Genomic DNA, 15,321 nt, shown 5'->3' with positions numbered 1-15,321 from the left:
CTGTGTGAAGCCATGTGCGGCTTGGAGATTCACGTCGAAGGGGGCCGCCAGGGCGGTCGGGTCACCAGCATCCGCGGAAATCCCGACGATGTCTGGAGCCGGGGACATCTGTGTCCAAAGGGCGTATCGCTCGGCGCAGTGCACCACGACCCGGATCGCGTCCGCCGACCGCTGATCAAGGTCGACGGCGCGTGGCAGGAAGTCAGCTGGGACAGGGCATTTCGCCGGTGCACCGAACTATTGACCCCCGTGATCGAGAAGTACGGCATCGGTGCGGTCACGGCCTACACCGGCAACCCGTTGGCGCACTCCTTTTCGCTGGCCCGCTACGCCGGGGTCTTGATGGGTATGTCCGGCATGCCGGTCACGTATTCGCCAGGCACGGTGGACCAGTGGCCCAAAAACCTGTCGTCGCATCTGATGTATGGCCTGTGGTGGAACTTCCCGGTACCCGACATCGAGCGCACCGATCTGTTGGTCATCATGGGCGCCAACCCCGCCGCCTCCCAGGGCTCGCTGCTGGCAGCCCCGAACGTGATGGGGCTGATCGACGGCATTCGCCGGCGCGGAAAAGTGATCGTGATCGATCCGGTGCGCACGCAGACCGCCGCCCACGCCGATGAATGGCTTCCGATCGTCCCGGGCACGGACGCTGCGCTGCTATTGGCGGTGGCACACACTCTCTTCGCCGAGGACCTGATCAAACCCGGGCCGCACGTCGACGGGGTCGACACCATGCGGCGGGTCGCCGCGGATTGGCCGCCGGACCGGGTTGGCGCCGTCACAGGCATCGACAGCGACACCATCCGCCGCTTGGCACGCGAACTGGCAGGCACCGATCGGTCGGTGGTGTACGGCCGAATCGGGTTGTGCAATCAGGAGTTTGGCAGTTTAGCCAGCTGGCTCGTCGACGTTGTCAACATCTTGACCGGTCACTTCGACACGCCGGGCGGGGCGATGTTTCCAAGGCCAGCCGCCTGGTCGATCACTACCCAGCCGCTGCCCGGGCTCGAGGGTGGCCGGCCCGAATTCGGCCGGTGGCAGACCAGGGTGCGCGGCGCCAAAGAGGTCTTGGGCCAAGCGCCCGTGTCCTGCATGGCCGAGGAGATCGCCACCCCCGGCGCGGGACAGCTCAAAGCACTGATCACCGTCGCCGGCAATCCCGTGTTGTCCACGCCCGGCGGTGACAAGCTCGACGAGGTGCTGCCGATGCTGGACGCGATGATCTCTATTGACCTGTGGCTCAACGAAACGACCCGGCACGCCGACGTGATCCTGCCCGGGCTGTCACCGCTCGAGCAGCCGCACCACGATGATCTGATCCTGCTGTTCGCCATCCATAGCATCGCGAACTACTCCGCGCCGGTGTTCGACCCGGGCGATCGGCCGCACGAGTGGGAGATCCTGATCCGGTTGACGGGTCTGTGCACCGGCACACCGGCCGAAGACGTCGACGTCGCCGCGATTGACGACGGCTTCTTCGACTACCTCGCGTTCACCCGTGGCCTGGACGGGGCCGAACTCCGCAAGCACTACGCCGCTTCCGGTTTGGGCGGCGGGCCCGAGCGGATACTTGACCTGACGCTACGGACCGGGCCCTTTGGCGACCAGTACGGCGCGAACCCCGGCGGGCTCACGCTTGATCTGCTCAAAGCCAACCCGAATGGTATTGACTTCGGGCCGATGGTGTCGCAGGTGCCCGAGATCCTTGGCACGCCTGAGAAAAAGATTAGGCTCGCCCCGCAGTATCTGCTCGACGACCTGCCGCGACTGGCGGCGCGGCTGGAGCGGCCCGCCGAGTCGTTGGTGCTGGTGAGCCGTCGGCACCTGCGCTCCAACAACAGTTGGCTGCACAACGTGCCCGCGCTGATGAAGGGAAAAGACCGGTGTACTTTGCTGATTCATCCCGGCGACGCGGCACGCTGTGGTGTCACGGACGATGACATCGTCACCGTGAAGTCGGCGGCCGGAGAGATCAAGGTGCCCGTCGAGATCACCGATGCGATCATGCCCGGTGTGGTGTCGCTACCGCATGGCTGGGGACACGGTAAACCGGGCACGCGCATGTCGGTGGCCAACAGTTCCCCGGGTGCCAACACCAACGCGCTATCCCTGCCCACGTTCGTCGACGAACCCTCGGGAAACGGTGCCCTCAACGGGATTCCGGTGACCGTCGTGTCCGACCAAGCGAGATTCGAAGCCGCACAACCCGTGCCGGTGAGCTGACCGTCGCGTCGATTACGCAACGGCCGAGCAATCAGGGCGCGATCGGCCGATTCGTCCACTCCCGGTCGGACCGTCGGGACGAACGGAACCAGCCGCCCGCGGCGCTGGTGCCACCATCGGTCGAAATCGTATGGCCGGTTACGAATGCCGCCAACTCCGAGGCTAAGAACAGGATCACCTGGGCCTGGTCTTCGGGCTGACCCATCCGTCCGACGGGGACCCACTGTGGCCAGTGTGCATGTTCTTCGGCCGAAAGCCACTGCGAATAGGGGACTTGCAGCGATTCGGTGACGTCGGGGCTAATTGCGTTGACGCGCACGCCGTTTTGGCCCACTTGCACCGCGAGGCTGCGGGTGAAATGCAGGACGGCCGCTTTGAACGCGGCGTAGACCGGGTCTTCGGGGTAGCCGCGTAGTCCCTCGACGGAGGAGACGTTGACGATTGAGCCGCGGCGCTGAGCGATCATCGCCGGCAGAAACGCGTGCGTGACGAGCAAGACGTGGTGAAGGTTGATGCGGTAGAGCTCATCCCAGAACTGCGGCTCGGTGTCGACGAAATTTCCGGGGTGGCGCAGCCAATGGCCAACGTTGTTGACCAATACGTCTGTCCGCCCGAACCGGTCCAGCACCGCGTGTGCCAGAGCGGCGACCTGTCTGGGATCACGGACATCGGTGACCAGAGCCAGGGCCGACCCGCCGGAGGCGGTGATGCGGTCCGAGGTACGTTGTGCAAGTTCGGCATTGATGTCGGCGATGACGACCTGTGCGCCATGTGCAGCGAAAAGTTGCGCGGTTGCTGCGCCGATCCCGCCCCCGGCTCCGGTGACCACCGCGACCCGATCGGCCAACAGGCGATCGAACTGAATTGACTGCTCCATGCACCCATCTTTGAACACATGCGCAATTGGGTGGGCAACCAGGCCCGGGCGCAGGCGCAATCTACCAGCACCGGTACCCCCAATTCGGGATCGATAAACAGCGAACGTGGACCCGTTAAACGCCGGCCTACCGCCGGTTTTGGCGCCGCGGTGCTGGGTACCCGCGAGATCTGGGGGTTGATGACAATGCAAACCAAGACGCTCAAGCAGCGAATTCACCATCGCCGCAGTCCGCAATCCGTCGCGGTGTCCTTAGCCAGTCGGTTGATTGTGAAGAACGTCGTGCGTGCCTGGGCGATGCAACCGAATCTGCGCTGGCCGCTGGGATACGTCGACGATTTCGCGGGTTTGTTCCCGCGGCTACCCTCCCAAGCCCAAATAGATGTCGTCCGCCTCGATCAATGCAACGCCGAATGGGTCTGTGCGCCCGGCGTATCCCCGACGCGGGCCATCCTGTATCTGCACGGCGGCGCGTTTCTGACCTGCGGCCTCAATACCCACCGCGCTCTGGTGAGTCGCCTGTCCAAGGCCGCGGATGCCGGCGTGCTGATCGTTGGGTACCGAAAGTTGCCGGCGCACCAGATCGCCGATGCCATTGACGACAGTCTTTGCGGTCTGCGCTGGTTGAAGCGACGCGGCTTCGACGAGGAACGCATCGTGGTGGCCGGCGACTCGGCCGGCGGCTATCTCGCGTTCATGGCGACATTGGCCGCAATCCGCACCGGCGTCGCCAACCCCGCCGGGATCGCGACCATTTCGCCGTTCACCGATGCGGACCCGGCCCGCAAACTCAACCACCGTAACGCGCGCAAGTGCTCCATGTTCACCGCCGCGGCGCTGTCGATATTCACCCGCTACCTCGGCGAGGTCGAAATCCCGGACGGGCCTGGGTCTTCGGGGAGCCACGTGGTATCGCCCGTCGACGCCGAATTGTCGAGCTTGCCGCCCGTCGCCATTCACGTGAGCTCTGACGAGCTTCTCCTCCCGGACGCCGAGCTGATGGCAGAACGGTTGGCAGCCAATGGGATTCCGTGCGATCTGCATGTCTGGGAGGGGCAGATTCACGACTTTCCGATAGCGGCCGAGGTATTACCGGAGGGCAGACGGGCCATCCGGCTACTCGGCGATTTCGTCAAAGAAGTCACGGTCGAGCCCGCGCTCAGGCATGTCGTCGCCAACGCGGGCTGACTCAAAGCAATTGGGGCGGCACCGCTTCCGGACGTTACAGGCGTAACCGCGCCGAACGTTTACTGTCCAGGCGCGTCGAGTTCCGGATCGATGACAACGGTCTCTTGCTGCTCTTGCCAATCGGATTCCGTTGCCTCTAAGGGCAATTCACCACTGATCTGCAGGTCCGCGTCGTCGTCATCGTCGGGCACAGGAAAGTCTCCGGTCGCGCGCTGCTGCTCGACGGCGTCGGCGATGGGGACGTCGTCCGGGAACCCGCTATCGCTGCCAGGCATGAATGTCAGCTTACCCGCGGCGCCCTCGGCAAAAACCCGCCAATCCGAGGCGGGTATCGGTGACAGGTCCCCGTTTGCCGTCAACGTCGATACAGTGGGCTCGTGAGCCGACCAGCCCCACCTGTGCTGACCGTGCGGTACGAGGGATCCGAACGGACTTTCGCACCCGGCAACGACGTGGTCATCGGGCGTGACCTGCGGGCCGACGTCCGCGTCGCGCATCCATTGATTTCCCGGATACATCTGCTGGTGCGCTTCGATCAGGGCCGCTGGATCGCCATCGACAACGGCAGCCTCAACGGTCTGTACGTCAACAACCGCCGGGTACCGGCCGTCGAGATCCAAGACGGCCAGCGAATCAACATCGGCAATCCCGACGGGCCGGCCGTGACCTTCGAGGTCGGCCGGCATCAGGGGTCCGCGGGGACACCGCCCCCGACAACGTCGATCCCGCTGATCAACCACACCAGCGACTCGCGGCCGGGGCAGGGACGGCCCCCGGCAGGACCGGCCTGGCCGGGCGCGGCGCAGCCCCCGCCGCCTGCCCGGCCGTCGCCGGCGTACCCGCCCGCCGGCCCCCAATCCGGCACCTCTTCGGGCCCCGTGCCGACGCACACGACCGGTGCACACCCCAGCCATCCGTCCGGGCCGCTGTCACATTCCCCGACCGGCACCCATCCGGCCGGTTCAGCTACCGGATCGACACCGCACATCTACCGGGCACAACCCGCACAGGTGCCGCCGGCTCCGCCGGCCGATACGCCGACCACGATGACGGGCCGGGTTGGCGGTGACGCCTCCAACCTGGCGACATCAATGATGAAAATCCTGCGGCCCGGCAGGTCGGGAGCCGACGCCCCGGGGGCGATCAGGATCGGCCGCGCTAACGACAACGACATCGTCATTCCGGAGGTGCTGGCCTCCCGGCACCACGCGACCCTGATACCGACGCCCGCTGGCACCGAGATTCAGGACAACCGCAGCATCAACGGCACCTTCGTCAACGGCGCCCGAGTGGATTCCGCGCTGCTGAAGGACGGCGACGTCGTCACGATCGGCAATATCGACCTGGTCTTCGCCGACGGCAAACTGGCCCGGCGCGACGCCGACACTGCCGCCCAGACCCGCCTCGGCGGCCTCGACGTGCGCGGGGTCACCTGGACGATCGAAAACAACAAGACCCTGCTGGACGAGATCTCCCTGGCCGCTAGCCCCGGGACACTCACGGCGGTCATCGGGCCGTCGGGCGCGGGGAAATCGACCTTCGCCCGGCTGGTCGCCGGCTACACCCATCCCACCAAGGGAACGGTGACCTTCGAAGGCCACAACGTGCACGCCGAATACGCCTCCCTGCGCAGCAGGATCGGCATGGTCCCGCAGGACGACGTCGTGCACGGCCAGCTGACTGTCGAGCAGGCGCTGGGGTATGCCGCCGAGCTGAGGCTGCCGCCGGACACCACCAAGGCCGACCGCGAGCAAGTGGTAGCCCGGGTGCTCGAGGAGCTGGAGATGACCCAGCATCTGCACACCCGGGTCGACAAGCTCTCCGGCGGTCAGCGCAAGCGCGCGTCGGTGGCGCTGGAGCTACTGACCGGCCCATCGCTGCTGATTCTCGACGAGCCGACGTCCGGGCTGGACCCAGCCCTGGATCGGCAGGTCATGACCATGCTGCGGCAATTGGCCGACGCCGGCCGCGTGGTTCTCGTGGTCACGCACTCGCTGACCTACCTGGACGTCTGCGATCAGGTGCTGTTGCTGGCACCCGGCGGCAAGACCGCGTTCTGCGGACCGCCCGCCCAGATCGGCCCGGCGATGGGCACGACCAACTGGGCCGACATCTTCAGCTCGGTTGCGGGCGATCCCGACGGCGCCAAGGCCAAGTATTTGGCGCGCACCGGCCCGCCGCCGCCACCGCCGCCGGCGGAGAAGCCGGCCGAGATCGGCGACCCGTCGCACACCAGCCTGCTGCGGCAGTTCTCCACGATCGCGCGCCGCCAGGTCCGGTTGATCGTCTCCGACCGCGGCTACTTCGTCTTCCTGGCGCTGCTGCCGTTCATCATGGGTTCGCTGTCGATGTCGGTGCCCGGTGACGTCGGCTTCGGGACACCGAATCCGATGGGCTCCGCGCCCAACGAGCCGGGCCAGATCCTGGTGTTGCTCAACGTCGGGGCGGTGTTCATGGGAACCGCGCTGACCATCCGCGACCTCATCGGTGAACGCGCGATCTTCCTCCGCGAGCAGGCGGTCGGACTGTCCACCACCGCCTATCTAATGGCCAAGGTCTGCGTCTACACCGTGTTCGCGGTCGCGCAGTCCGCGATCGTGACCATCATCGCCCTGATCGGCAAGGGGGCACCGACCCATGGTGCGGTGGTGTTGGGCAGACCCGGGCTGGAGCTCTTCGTGGACGTCGCGCTGACCACCGTCGCGTCGGCGATGCTCGGGCTGCTGTTGTCATCCGTCGCGAAATCCAACGACCAAATCATGCCGCTGCTAGTGGTGGCGGTCATGTCGCAGCTCGTATTTTCCGGCGGGATGATTCCGGTTACCGGACGCATCGGCCTCGACCAGATGTCCTGGGCCACGCCCGCGCGCTGGGGCTTCGCAGCGTCGGCGTCTACCGCCGATCTCAATCAGCTGGTACCGGGTCCGGTATCGCCGAAGGACTCGCACTGGCGGCATACGGCCAGCGCGTGGTGGTTGGACACGAGCATGCTGATCGTGCTCTGCATCGCCTACTTGACCTTTGTGCGCTGGAAGATTCGCCTCAAAGGCGGACGCTGAGCATCGTCGATGATGCCCGGCGGAGGGGGTCAGGCTCCTTTGCGGACCGCCTGTTCGGCGGCCGCGTGCATCCGGTCGGACAGCTGGAGCAATCCATGCTCGCCGACCCCGTTCGGCAGGGTGTACGCCAGCTGGCGCAATTCGACGGCATAGTTGTGTAACTCCTGGCGGAGCCGCGTCTCGATAGTTGGCATGACATCTCCCGATTTCGTCGCGCCGATGCGAAAAGCATTCCAGCCTGAACGCTTTTCTGCGCCGCGGAGCAGGGGTTTTAACGGGAGTTTGACAGTCTATTTACAGAAGATGCGGCTGCGGGAGCCCAATTCACGGGTACGCGGCGACGAACGTCTCGTTTGCAACACCAGCGGCGAGTTCCGCGGCGTCGAAGGGCGCCTCGAGACGTGCGCGCAACTTCTCGCGATCAATCAGCAGGCTGATCTCGGCGGTCTGACGGGCCAGAAGCCGCCCGAAAAGCGGGTAGAGCCAACGCATTACCCTGCGCTCCGCAGCGCTGCAACGGGCCGCGCAATAGCCGACATGGCCGAGTTCGTCGGTGAGAATTTCGGTGTAAAGGCGCTCGATGCGCGCGGCGACCGCTGGCTCGTTGGCGAACAATTCGACACCGACGCGGCGCAATTCGTCGAACATGATGCAGCCCGCCATCTCGGCGGCGCCGACGAACGGGAAGCCCATGCGTTCGGGAAGGAATACCTGCATCTTGACGAACTGGCGCAGCACCAGGGGCGGCACTACCACCTGGAAGGGCAGCTCAAAAATGTCCAGCACGTAAGCCAACAAGCGGGTGTGGTAATGCTCCTCTAGCGCCAGATAGATGCGTTCCGGTGGTTGATCCGCGCCGCCGATGCGTCCGTAGGTGTCGCCCAGGTCCACCCCGAACCGCTCCGCCTGGTTGAGCTTCGCGGTGGCCAATGCGAACAACGTCTCGCGGGGCAATCCCGGTTCGGGCCGGCGGCGGCGCAGGTTTCGTAGAAACACCTCCCGGTCGATCGGATGCACCGAGCGCACCGGGTCGTCCTCCAACGACGTGAAGAACTCCTCTCGGTTGGCGAGCCGGCGATGCAGCAGATCGGCGTCGCCGTCGCGATGCGCGAGATAGGCTCGGTAGCCCTCGATGCCGGTGGTGGTCATGGTGTCTCCATTCCGTGAACAATGGTTGTGACGTAGCGGTCCAAGAGGGCGGCACGTGTTTTGGTGCTTGCGGTGGTGACGAGCAAGGCGAACAGGCCGGTCAAGAAGATCACGCCGAGTTCGGCGGCGTCCGCGTCGCGGCGCAGGCATCCCGCGGCCCGCGCGTCTTCGATGGTGGCGATGACGAACCCGGCGAGCGGGTGCTCGGCGGTTTCGTCTTCGATCGGGCGCGTCGCCGAAAAGTGCAGCGCCAGCATGTCCCTGAAAACCACCGGTCCGAGCCGCTCCTCGGCGGCCAATACCTGACGAATCAGCATCGTCAGCATCGACCGCAAGCCGCCGGCTTTGCGGCTCGTGGCGAGCTTGGCGACGATTTTGGCCTCTTCGGCTCGCTCCAGCTCGAGCAGCACATGCTCTTTGGTCGGGAAGTGGAAGTAGAAGGTGCCGCGGGACACCCCGGTGGCCGCGGCGATAGCGGCGACGTCTGCGCCCGCCAATCCGCACTGCGCGATCTCGGCCACGGCGGCGTCGAACAGGCGGGCGCGGGTCTGGAGTCGCTGTGCCTCCCTGGTGTTCGTCACCGGCGATGGCATGCCAGCAACGTACCCGACGTCACTGACACCCGTCAATGACGACTGTCAGCGATCTCGGACGCTGGCGCGGCTGGCGGAAATGGACCCGGGTGGGCAAGTGCACCTCGAAACTCGACGCCGGACTAGGCGCGTGGCTCGACGAGGTTCACGCGTTCCGCCACACCGTTTCGCCGCAAGACCGGTGCGAAGCTGGTTCGGCGGGAACTGGCGCACACCATCGACGTATCGGCTGCTTCGGCTGCGGCGCAACCGGTTTCGGGGGCCGTAACGCAGTGGTTCAGCCGGCTTCCGCGGGGTTAGGGGCTTCACCGAAGCGGGCCAGCAGCAACGTCGCGGCCACCGCGACGACGAACCCCACGATGACCAGCCAGCTCCAGCCCGGCCGGGCGGTGTCGCCCAGCCACACCACCCCGACCAGTGCGGGCGCGATGGTTTCCCCGACGACCATCGCGGCCACGGTGGTGGTGACGGATCCCCGTTGCAACGCCGAGGTGAACAACAGAAACCCCGCGAGGCCGCCGCCGGCCGCCGCGTACAGCGCCGGGTTGGCGTAGAAGGCGGCCTTGGTGGGATCGATCTCGTCGACCAGGCGCACCCCGATTTCCACCACACCGAACCCGGTTCCGGCGGCGAGCCCCAGGGCCAGGGCGCGTTCCCGGTCGCGCAGCCAACCGGCGGCGGCACCGCCGAGGAAGAGAGCGGCGACCACGCCGATCAAGGCCCAACCGAGCCCGGCGGGGCCGTGGCGGAAGTGTCCGGGCCCAGCGGCAGCAGCCAGCGCGGCCAGGCTGACACAAACCACCCCGACGGCCACCCACTCGGCTCGCGATAACCGAGCGGACAGCACCCACACCGACACCAGCGCGGTCACCGCGATCGAGGCGGCCAGCGCCGCGGCGACGACATAGATCGGCACCAGGCGCAGCGCCAGCACCTGCAGCACGAAGCCCAGCCCGTCCAGGGCGATGCCCGCGACATATCGCCACTGCCGGATGGCGCGCCACAGCAATGCCGCGTCCACACCGGACGTGCCGCCGGCTTCCACCGAGCGGGCCGCTACGGCCTGCAGCACCGAGGCCGCGCCGTAACACACCGAACAACCCAGTGCGAGGAGAAACCCGATCAGCACAGCGCTGACAATACGAGGGTGACCGAGCTCGAGGGTAAGGCCGTGGCCGCTAACCTTTCCGCTGGGTCAGCCGGTACACCGCCTCGGCGATCTCACGCGGGTAATCTTCTTGCAGAAAATGCTTGGCAGGCAGCGTGATTGGATCTTGCAGGCCAGCGGCGCGCTGAGCCTGGACGCCGTAGCGGTGCCACGGCAGCATCTTGTCGCGGGCTCCCCAGACCACCTGCACCGGGTAGCGGCTGTCGCGCAGCACGTCCAGATACAGCTGTTGTTTGGCGGCGGTCAGCTCGAAGCCGCGCATGATGTTCAGAAACGCCCGCCCGCCGTCGTCGCCGAACAGCAACGGCTTCCAGCACATGATCTCCGCGGCCGGGACATGACGACTCACGCCGACCAGTCGCATGATCGACAGGAATGTTCCCGGGATGCGCAGCGACGCGAGCCACGCCTCGCCGAGCAACGGGTGGGCGAAGGGTTCCATCGGCCATGGCCGATGGAACGACTCCACCTCGATAATGGTGTTCAACAGCGTCATCGACAGCACCCGGTCGGGTACCGCGTTGGCCACCTCGAACCCGATGGGACCGCCGATGTCGTGCAGCACCAGGTGGAAGTGTTCGAGTTCCAACTCGTCGATCGCTGCCAGCAACCAGCGGCCCAGCCCCGTCCAGGTGTAGTCGGCATCGTCGGGACGGTCGGCCAGGCCGAGCCCGGGCAGGTCGATGGCGATTCCGCGCAAACCTCGGGACGCCAATTCGGGTAGCACTTTGCGGTACAGGAAGGCTGAAGCCGGAACTCCGTGTACGCACACCACCGGCGCTGCGTCGGCGGGGCCATCGTCCAGGACGAACGACGAGATCGCGGCGGCGGTGAAGCGACGGCCAGCTGCCATGTGCTTTGCGAGCAGCCGGGCTACCTCAACGTGGCTCATGAAATCGTCCTCCTTTGCCGGCGCCCCCGTGTGCACCGGGCGGCGCGCCATCACCATGTTTGCGACCAAACACCGCAGTGGCCGGGATGCTTCCAACCAGCAAGGCTGCGGGCCTACCCATGGGCGCGCCGGGCCATTACAATTCGATGCGTGCGTAATTGCACAGTGAAGTCGATTGGGGCGGCGTCCGGATGTGCGGCGGTGCTGACGCTCGGCCTCGGCGGTGCCATCGGCGTGACGATTCCACAAAGCTACGCCACCGCCCCTTCGCCGACTATCGTTCCTGCGGCGCCCTCGCCGGATGATTGTTGCGGCTGGCTGAACGACCCGATGGGCGCACCGCTATCGCTGCGCGCCGAGGGCGGCAACAACTGCATCGTGGGCCTGAACTGCGGCCCGATCAGGCCGTCCCGGCCGCCGGCGGTGACCAATCCGCCGCGTCTTGCCCCCCGGCCACAGGCCGCGCCGTCGACCGATAAGCGGGTCCCGGCAAACGCGCTGTAGTCGGCTGCGACACGTGGCCCGCGCGCCGCGGTTAAGTACAATTGGGCTCGTGAGAAACCGCATCAGCAAATCAGCATCAGTGTTGGGTGGCGGCATGGCCGTGCTGGCCCTGGCCGCCGGAGTCGTTGGCCCTACCGCTGCGTTGCCGATCCACGTTGCCGCCGCTGGGTCCACGATGGTCTCGGCGCCCGCGAGCGGCGACAGTGCGTTGACGGTCGAACCCGCGGGGTCGAGCCGCTGCATCATCGGCCTGAACTGCGGGCGCATCAACCCGCCGCGACCACCGGCCCCCCAGAACCCACCGCGTCTTGCACCTCAGCAGCAGGAGGGCGCGCGGGTGCCCAACAGACCGATCCCGGCGCACGAGATGTAGTCAGCGCCGCCGCGCCGCGCGGGCGGACTACAATCGGCGCAGTGGGAATTCGTGCTAGCAAATCCGCATCCGCATTGTCCAGCGGCCTCGCCGTGCTCGTCATGGTCGGCGTCGCCGCCGGAGGCGTAGGGGGTGCCCAGCGGCCGTCGTTGAGCGCGGCGGCGGCTATTCCGACCGGTGCGATTTCGTCGCCCTCGGTCCCTGGCGACGGCGGTGCACTGCCAGTTCACCCCGTCGGCGGCGGCCCGGGTTGCATCATCGGCTTGAACTGCGGGCCGATCAACCCCCCGAAGCCGCCACCGCCGCACCGTCCGCCGACACTTGGACACGGCCCGCAGAACGCCGCGCCCACTCCGCACAGTCCCTAGTCGCCCGGTGGGTAGCTCACACGTCGGCACCGGCGCGCGTGAGCACACCACCAAGCGTCATCACAGCTGACCCACAGACGATTCACGTTGCCGCTGAGTACATTCCGTGTACCAAGTACGTAAACTCGCGCACATGAAGAAAAGAGCGGGCGCTACGCTCGCAGCGCTGGGTGGCGGGGTGGCCGTACTGGCCCTGGCAATCAGCGGTGCCGGCGAATCGCCGATCAGCGCCACGGCGCCAACAAGCAATGTGGCCTCAGCGGCTACGCCCTCGGTCAACACCAACGGCGGGGCCGCCCTACTGGTGGAACCCGCCGGCGGCGGCGGCGGCTGCATCATCGGTCTGAACTGCGGTCCGATCAACCCGCCCCGGCCCATGCAGCACCACCACCCGGTCACGGCGACCACGTCGCAGCATCCGGCGGCCAGACCGCAGAATCCCTAACCGGGTCGGGCAGCCGCAGCGTCGGTCACCGTAATTCCGCGCCGTTTTCCTATCATTTGGTAATGAGCGCTGGTGAGCTGAACACCATGGGCTCGCCGGCATTCACCGACGAGGACCCGGCCCGATTCCGCGCGGCCGGCTGGTGGTCCGAATCGACGCTCTCGGATGCGGTGCGTCGCAACGCCGAACGATCACCAGAGTGTCGCGCCTATTCCGACGAGCCCGGCTCCTGCCTGACATGGCGCGAATTCGACGCGGTAGCAACCTCTTTGGCCGAACAGCTGTCGGCTGCCGGTATAGGTCGCGGTGGGCGCGTCGCGGTGTGGCACGGCGACTGCGCGGCCATCCATGTCCTATTCGTCGCAATCGAGCGCTGTGGCGCCGTCGTGGTGGGCATCGGAGCGCGGGCCGGCGTCCGGGAAGTGGGCGCGCTGCTGGGCAATACCGAGCCGAAGGTTCTGATCAGCGATGAGACGCATCGGGCGGCCGCGGCCCGGGCCGCGGCCGACTCCGCGGTGCCCGTGCTGGTTTTGCACCGGCACGCGGGACCGCTGCGCCTGGACGTCGAAGCGGCGGCCACACCGATCGGAATCGACGTTCAACTCGGCGCCGACGACGTATTTCTGATCAACTCCACGTCTGGGACCACGGGTCTGCCGAAATGCGTCGTGCACACCCAGAACCGTTGGTACTACTTTCACCAGAAGGCCGTCGCGAACGGACTGTTGACCTCAGCCGATGTGTTCTTGCCCGTCATTCCCATGCCTTTCGGATTTGGAATTTGGACCAGCCACACCACCCCGATTTACCTCGGTGCCGCTACGGTAATCCTGCAGCGCTTCTCCGCCAAGGCGGCGTGCGCGGCGATAGCCCGACACCACGTGACCGTATTGTGTTGCGTCAGTTCCCAGTTGACCATGTTGCTGGCTGAGCCGGCGTTCCGGGAGACGAACCTGAGTTCGTTGCGGGTGGTGTTCACCGGGGGCGAAGCCATACCGTACCGGCCAGCCGCGGAGTTCGAAGAACGCACCGGGGCGAAGATCCTGCAGTTCTACGGCTCAAATGAGACCGGCTTGCTCAGCGCGACCACGGTCGACGACTCGCGGGACCGCAGACTGCGCACCGCCGGCCGGATCGTTCCCGAGATGTCGGTCCGGCTCTTCGACGGCGACCGCGATGTCACCGCGACGGGCCGTGGCCAGCCTGCCTGCCGGGGACCGGCGACGAGCCTCGGCTATCTTGGCGGTACCGACCACGACAAGCTCTTCACCCCCGACGGATGGATGTTGATGGGCGATGTCTGCGAGCTCGACGCCGACGGATACCTCACGGTCACCGGCCGGACGTCCGACTTCATCCTGCGTGGGGGCAAGAACATCAGTGCCGCGCAGGTGGAGGACGCCGCGCTGACCCACCCCGCGATCGCGCTGGCCGCGGCGGTGGCAATGCCCGACCCGGTGTTCGGTGAACGAGTTTGCCTGTATGCCGAACTCGTCGACTCGGCGAGCGTCGACTTGCGCGAACTCGTCGACCACCTGCTGATGCTGGGCGTCTCCAAGGAACTGCTGCCCGAACGTCTCATCGTGGTGGACGAACTACCCCGGTCATCCGGCGGCAAGATCGCCAAAGGCGAACTGCGCCAAGATATTCGAGCAAGGATGGAGGCCGACCATGAACACGCCTAGTCCCCGTCGGGGTGGTCTGCAAGTGTGGGCGCCGTCCGTGGTGCCGCCGATCGGTGTCGAGCTGACTCATGAACAGGCGCTGGCGATCGCCTTTCGCCATCTGGCCGGCACCGGGTTCGCCGAGAACATGGCCGGACACATCACCTGGCAGCTCGACGGACAAACCGACATGTTGGTCAACCCGTGGGGCCTGTGGTGGCAGGAGCTCACGGCGTCCGACATCTGCGTGGTGGATGGCGACGCGCGGCTTGTCCGCGGCCGGTGGGACGTCACTCCGGCGATTCACATCCACACCGAGCTACACCGGGTGCGTGAGGATGCGCGGGTGGTCATCCACAACCACCCCTATTGGGTCTGCGTGCTGTCCGCGTTGGGCAGGCTGCCCGAACTGGTGCATCAGACCGGTTCGCTGTTCCTCGACGATTTGTGTCTGGTCGACACCTACGACGGCGAGGTCGATAGCCCGTCGCGCGCGGCGGATCTCGCGGCACGGATCGGCAATGCCAATTTGACCGTTTTGGCCAACCACGGCGTCATCGCTACCGGCCGGAATCTGGCGGAGGCGGTATACCGAGCGGCGTCGATAGAACGGGTGTGCAAGCTGGCCTACGACGTCATGCTCACCGGCCAGGAACCCCTGCAGATGAACTGGTCCGACATGGTGGGCATGCAGCGATCGCTGATCGAACGGGCCGCGGGCGTGTATTGGGCCGGCGCGGCGCGGATGACCATCAAAGCGGATCCTGATGTGCTTACCTGAATCCGGTTGGAAGCGCAGCAGCGGCACCCCGCCC

At 66.3% G+C, this 15,321-nt stretch carries 16 protein-coding genes; 9 read left to right on the top strand and 7 right to left on the bottom strand.

What is annotated here, in order from left to right; all coding sequences use genetic code 11:
* Positions 1-12: 12 nt before the first annotated feature.
* A complete protein-coding gene (locus tag G6N33_RS26350) occupies positions 13-2,226 on the top strand; it encodes a molybdopterin-dependent oxidoreductase (protein WP_456299202.1) in 2,214 nt (737 codons plus the stop codon).
* A gap of 31 nt (positions 2,227-2,257) precedes the next feature.
* On the opposite strand, the gene G6N33_RS26345 is transcribed toward G6N33_RS26350, so the two are convergent.
* Positions 2,258-3,103 carry an SDR family NAD(P)-dependent oxidoreductase gene (locus tag G6N33_RS26345; RefSeq protein ID WP_044505737.1) on the bottom strand — a complete coding sequence of 282 codons (846 nt, stop codon included), beginning with the start codon at positions 3,101-3,103 and terminating at the stop codon, positions 2,258-2,260.
* A 186-nt stretch (positions 3,104-3,289) separates the two neighbouring features.
* Between G6N33_RS26345 and G6N33_RS26340 the strand changes: the two genes are divergently transcribed.
* Positions 3,290-4,291 (top strand): alpha/beta hydrolase, encoded by a 1,002-nt coding sequence (locus G6N33_RS26340; RefSeq protein ID WP_044511734.1) that lies wholly within the window; start codon positions 3,290-3,292, stop codon positions 4,289-4,291.
* A 59-nt stretch (positions 4,292-4,350) separates the two neighbouring features.
* On the opposite strand, the gene G6N33_RS26335 is transcribed toward G6N33_RS26340, so the two are convergent.
* A complete protein-coding gene (locus G6N33_RS26335; RefSeq protein ID WP_044511735.1) occupies positions 4,351-4,566 on the bottom strand; it encodes a hypothetical protein in 216 nt (71 codons plus the stop codon).
* Positions 4,567-4,668: 102 nt separating this feature from the next.
* Here G6N33_RS26335 and G6N33_RS26330 point away from each other — a divergent pair, with 102 nt between their 5' ends.
* Positions 4,669-7,350 (top strand): FHA domain-containing protein, encoded by a 2,682-nt coding sequence (locus tag G6N33_RS26330; protein ID WP_163771730.1) that lies wholly within the window; start codon positions 4,669-4,671, stop codon positions 7,348-7,350.
* 29 nt (positions 7,351-7,379) lie between these two features.
* Here the strand turns inward: G6N33_RS26330 and G6N33_RS27120 are convergent, their stop codons facing one another.
* The 5 genes from G6N33_RS27120 to G6N33_RS26310 form a co-directional block, all read right to left on the bottom strand.
* Positions 7,380-7,544 (bottom strand): hypothetical protein, encoded by a 165-nt coding sequence (locus G6N33_RS27120; RefSeq protein ID WP_170310413.1) that lies wholly within the window; start codon positions 7,542-7,544, stop codon positions 7,380-7,382.
* Between the two features lie 130 nt (positions 7,545-7,674).
* Complete coding sequence (locus G6N33_RS26325) at positions 7,675-8,499, bottom strand: hypothetical protein (RefSeq protein WP_044505740.1); 825 nt, start codon at positions 8,497-8,499, stop codon at positions 7,675-7,677.
* Positions 8,496-9,092 carry a TetR/AcrR family transcriptional regulator gene (locus tag G6N33_RS26320; protein WP_101528363.1) on the bottom strand — a complete coding sequence of 199 codons (597 nt, stop codon included), beginning with the start codon at positions 9,090-9,092 and terminating at the stop codon, positions 8,496-8,498. Before G6N33_RS26320 ends, G6N33_RS26325 begins: the two co-directional genes overlap by 4 nt.
* Positions 9,093-9,369: 277 nt before the next feature.
* Positions 9,370-10,233, bottom strand: a complete 864-nt coding sequence (locus G6N33_RS26315; RefSeq protein WP_081661937.1) for a DMT family transporter — start codon at positions 10,231-10,233, stop codon at positions 9,370-9,372.
* Positions 10,234-10,270: 37 nt separating this feature from the next.
* The gene (locus G6N33_RS26310) at positions 10,271-11,152 is read right to left on the bottom strand and encodes an alpha/beta fold hydrolase (protein WP_044511736.1); all 882 of its coding nucleotides are present in this window, start codon (positions 11,150-11,152) and stop codon (positions 10,271-10,273) included.
* 201 nt (positions 11,153-11,353) lie between these two features.
* On the opposite strand from G6N33_RS26310, the gene G6N33_RS26305 reads away from it, so the two are divergent.
* The 6 genes from G6N33_RS26305 to G6N33_RS26280 all read left to right on the top strand — a co-directional run bounded on the left by G6N33_RS26305 (position 11,354) and on the right by G6N33_RS26280 (position 15,287).
* Entirely contained in the window at positions 11,354-11,656 is a 303-nt protein-coding gene (locus G6N33_RS26305; protein ID WP_155945851.1) for a hypothetical protein, read from the top strand.
* Between the two features lie 49 nt (positions 11,657-11,705).
* Entirely contained in the window at positions 11,706-12,029 is a 324-nt protein-coding gene (locus G6N33_RS26300) for a hypothetical protein (RefSeq protein WP_155945852.1), read from the top strand.
* Positions 12,030-12,070: 41 nt separating this feature from the next.
* Positions 12,071-12,397 carry a hypothetical protein gene (locus G6N33_RS26295; RefSeq protein WP_163771728.1) on the top strand — a complete coding sequence of 109 codons (327 nt, stop codon included), beginning with the start codon at positions 12,071-12,073 and terminating at the stop codon, positions 12,395-12,397.
* A 133-nt stretch (positions 12,398-12,530) separates the two neighbouring features.
* Positions 12,531-12,842: a hypothetical protein gene (locus G6N33_RS26290; RefSeq protein WP_155945853.1), complete on the top strand. Its 312-nt coding sequence runs from the start codon at positions 12,531-12,533 to the stop codon at positions 12,840-12,842.
* A gap of 62 nt (positions 12,843-12,904) precedes the next feature.
* Positions 12,905-14,527, top strand: a complete 1,623-nt coding sequence (locus G6N33_RS26285; protein ID WP_044505747.1) for a class I adenylate-forming enzyme family protein — start codon at positions 12,905-12,907, stop codon at positions 14,525-14,527.
* The gene (locus tag G6N33_RS26280) at positions 14,514-15,287 is read left to right on the top strand and encodes a class II aldolase/adducin family protein (protein ID WP_044505749.1); all 774 of its coding nucleotides are present in this window, start codon (positions 14,514-14,516) and stop codon (positions 15,285-15,287) included. The genes G6N33_RS26285 and G6N33_RS26280 overlap by 14 nt, the downstream gene beginning before the upstream one ends.
* Positions 15,288-15,321 lie beyond the last annotated feature (34 nt).

Origin of the sequence: Mycobacterium simiae, assembly GCF_010727605.1 — a bacterium.
Lineage (GTDB): Bacteria > Actinomycetota > Actinomycetes > Mycobacteriales > Mycobacteriaceae > Mycobacterium > Mycobacterium simiae.
The sequence above is the reverse complement of the archived record's forward strand: the minus strand, read 5'-3'. Positions and strand labels throughout refer to the sequence as shown.

What these genes read in the sequence shown, in the direction of transcription:
- G6N33_RS26350 (WP_456299202.1), top strand. Translation starts at nt 13, where the DNA reads ATGTGCGGCTTGGAGATTCACGTCGAAGGGGGCCGCCAGGGCGGTCGG.
- G6N33_RS26345 (WP_044505737.1), bottom strand. Translation starts at nt 3,103, where the DNA reads ATGGAGCAGTCAATTCAGTTCGATCGCCTGTTGGCCGATCGGGTCGCG.
- G6N33_RS26340 (WP_044511734.1), top strand. Translation starts at nt 3,290, where the DNA reads ATGCAAACCAAGACGCTCAAGCAGCGAATTCACCATCGCCGCAGTCCG.
- G6N33_RS26335 (WP_044511735.1), bottom strand. Translation starts at nt 4,566, where the DNA reads ATGCCTGGCAGCGATAGCGGGTTCCCGGACGACGTCCCCATCGCCGAC.
- G6N33_RS27120 (WP_170310413.1), bottom strand. Translation starts at nt 7,544, where the DNA reads ATGCCAACTATCGAGACGCGGCTCCGCCAGGAGTTACACAACTATGCC.
- G6N33_RS26325 (WP_044505740.1), bottom strand. Translation starts at nt 8,499, where the DNA reads ATGACCACCACCGGCATCGAGGGCTACCGAGCCTATCTCGCGCATCGC.
- G6N33_RS26320 (WP_101528363.1), bottom strand. Translation starts at nt 9,092, where the DNA reads ATGCCATCGCCGGTGACGAACACCAGGGAGGCACAGCGACTCCAGACC.
- G6N33_RS26310 (WP_044511736.1), bottom strand. Translation starts at nt 11,152, where the DNA reads ATGAGCCACGTTGAGGTAGCCCGGCTGCTCGCAAAGCACATGGCAGCT.
- G6N33_RS26290 (WP_155945853.1), top strand. Translation starts at nt 12,531, where the DNA reads ATGAAGAAAAGAGCGGGCGCTACGCTCGCAGCGCTGGGTGGCGGGGTG.
- G6N33_RS26285 (WP_044505747.1), top strand. Translation starts at nt 12,905, where the DNA reads ATGAGCGCTGGTGAGCTGAACACCATGGGCTCGCCGGCATTCACCGAC.
- G6N33_RS26280 (WP_044505749.1), top strand. Translation starts at nt 14,514, where the DNA reads ATGAACACGCCTAGTCCCCGTCGGGGTGGTCTGCAAGTGTGGGCGCCG.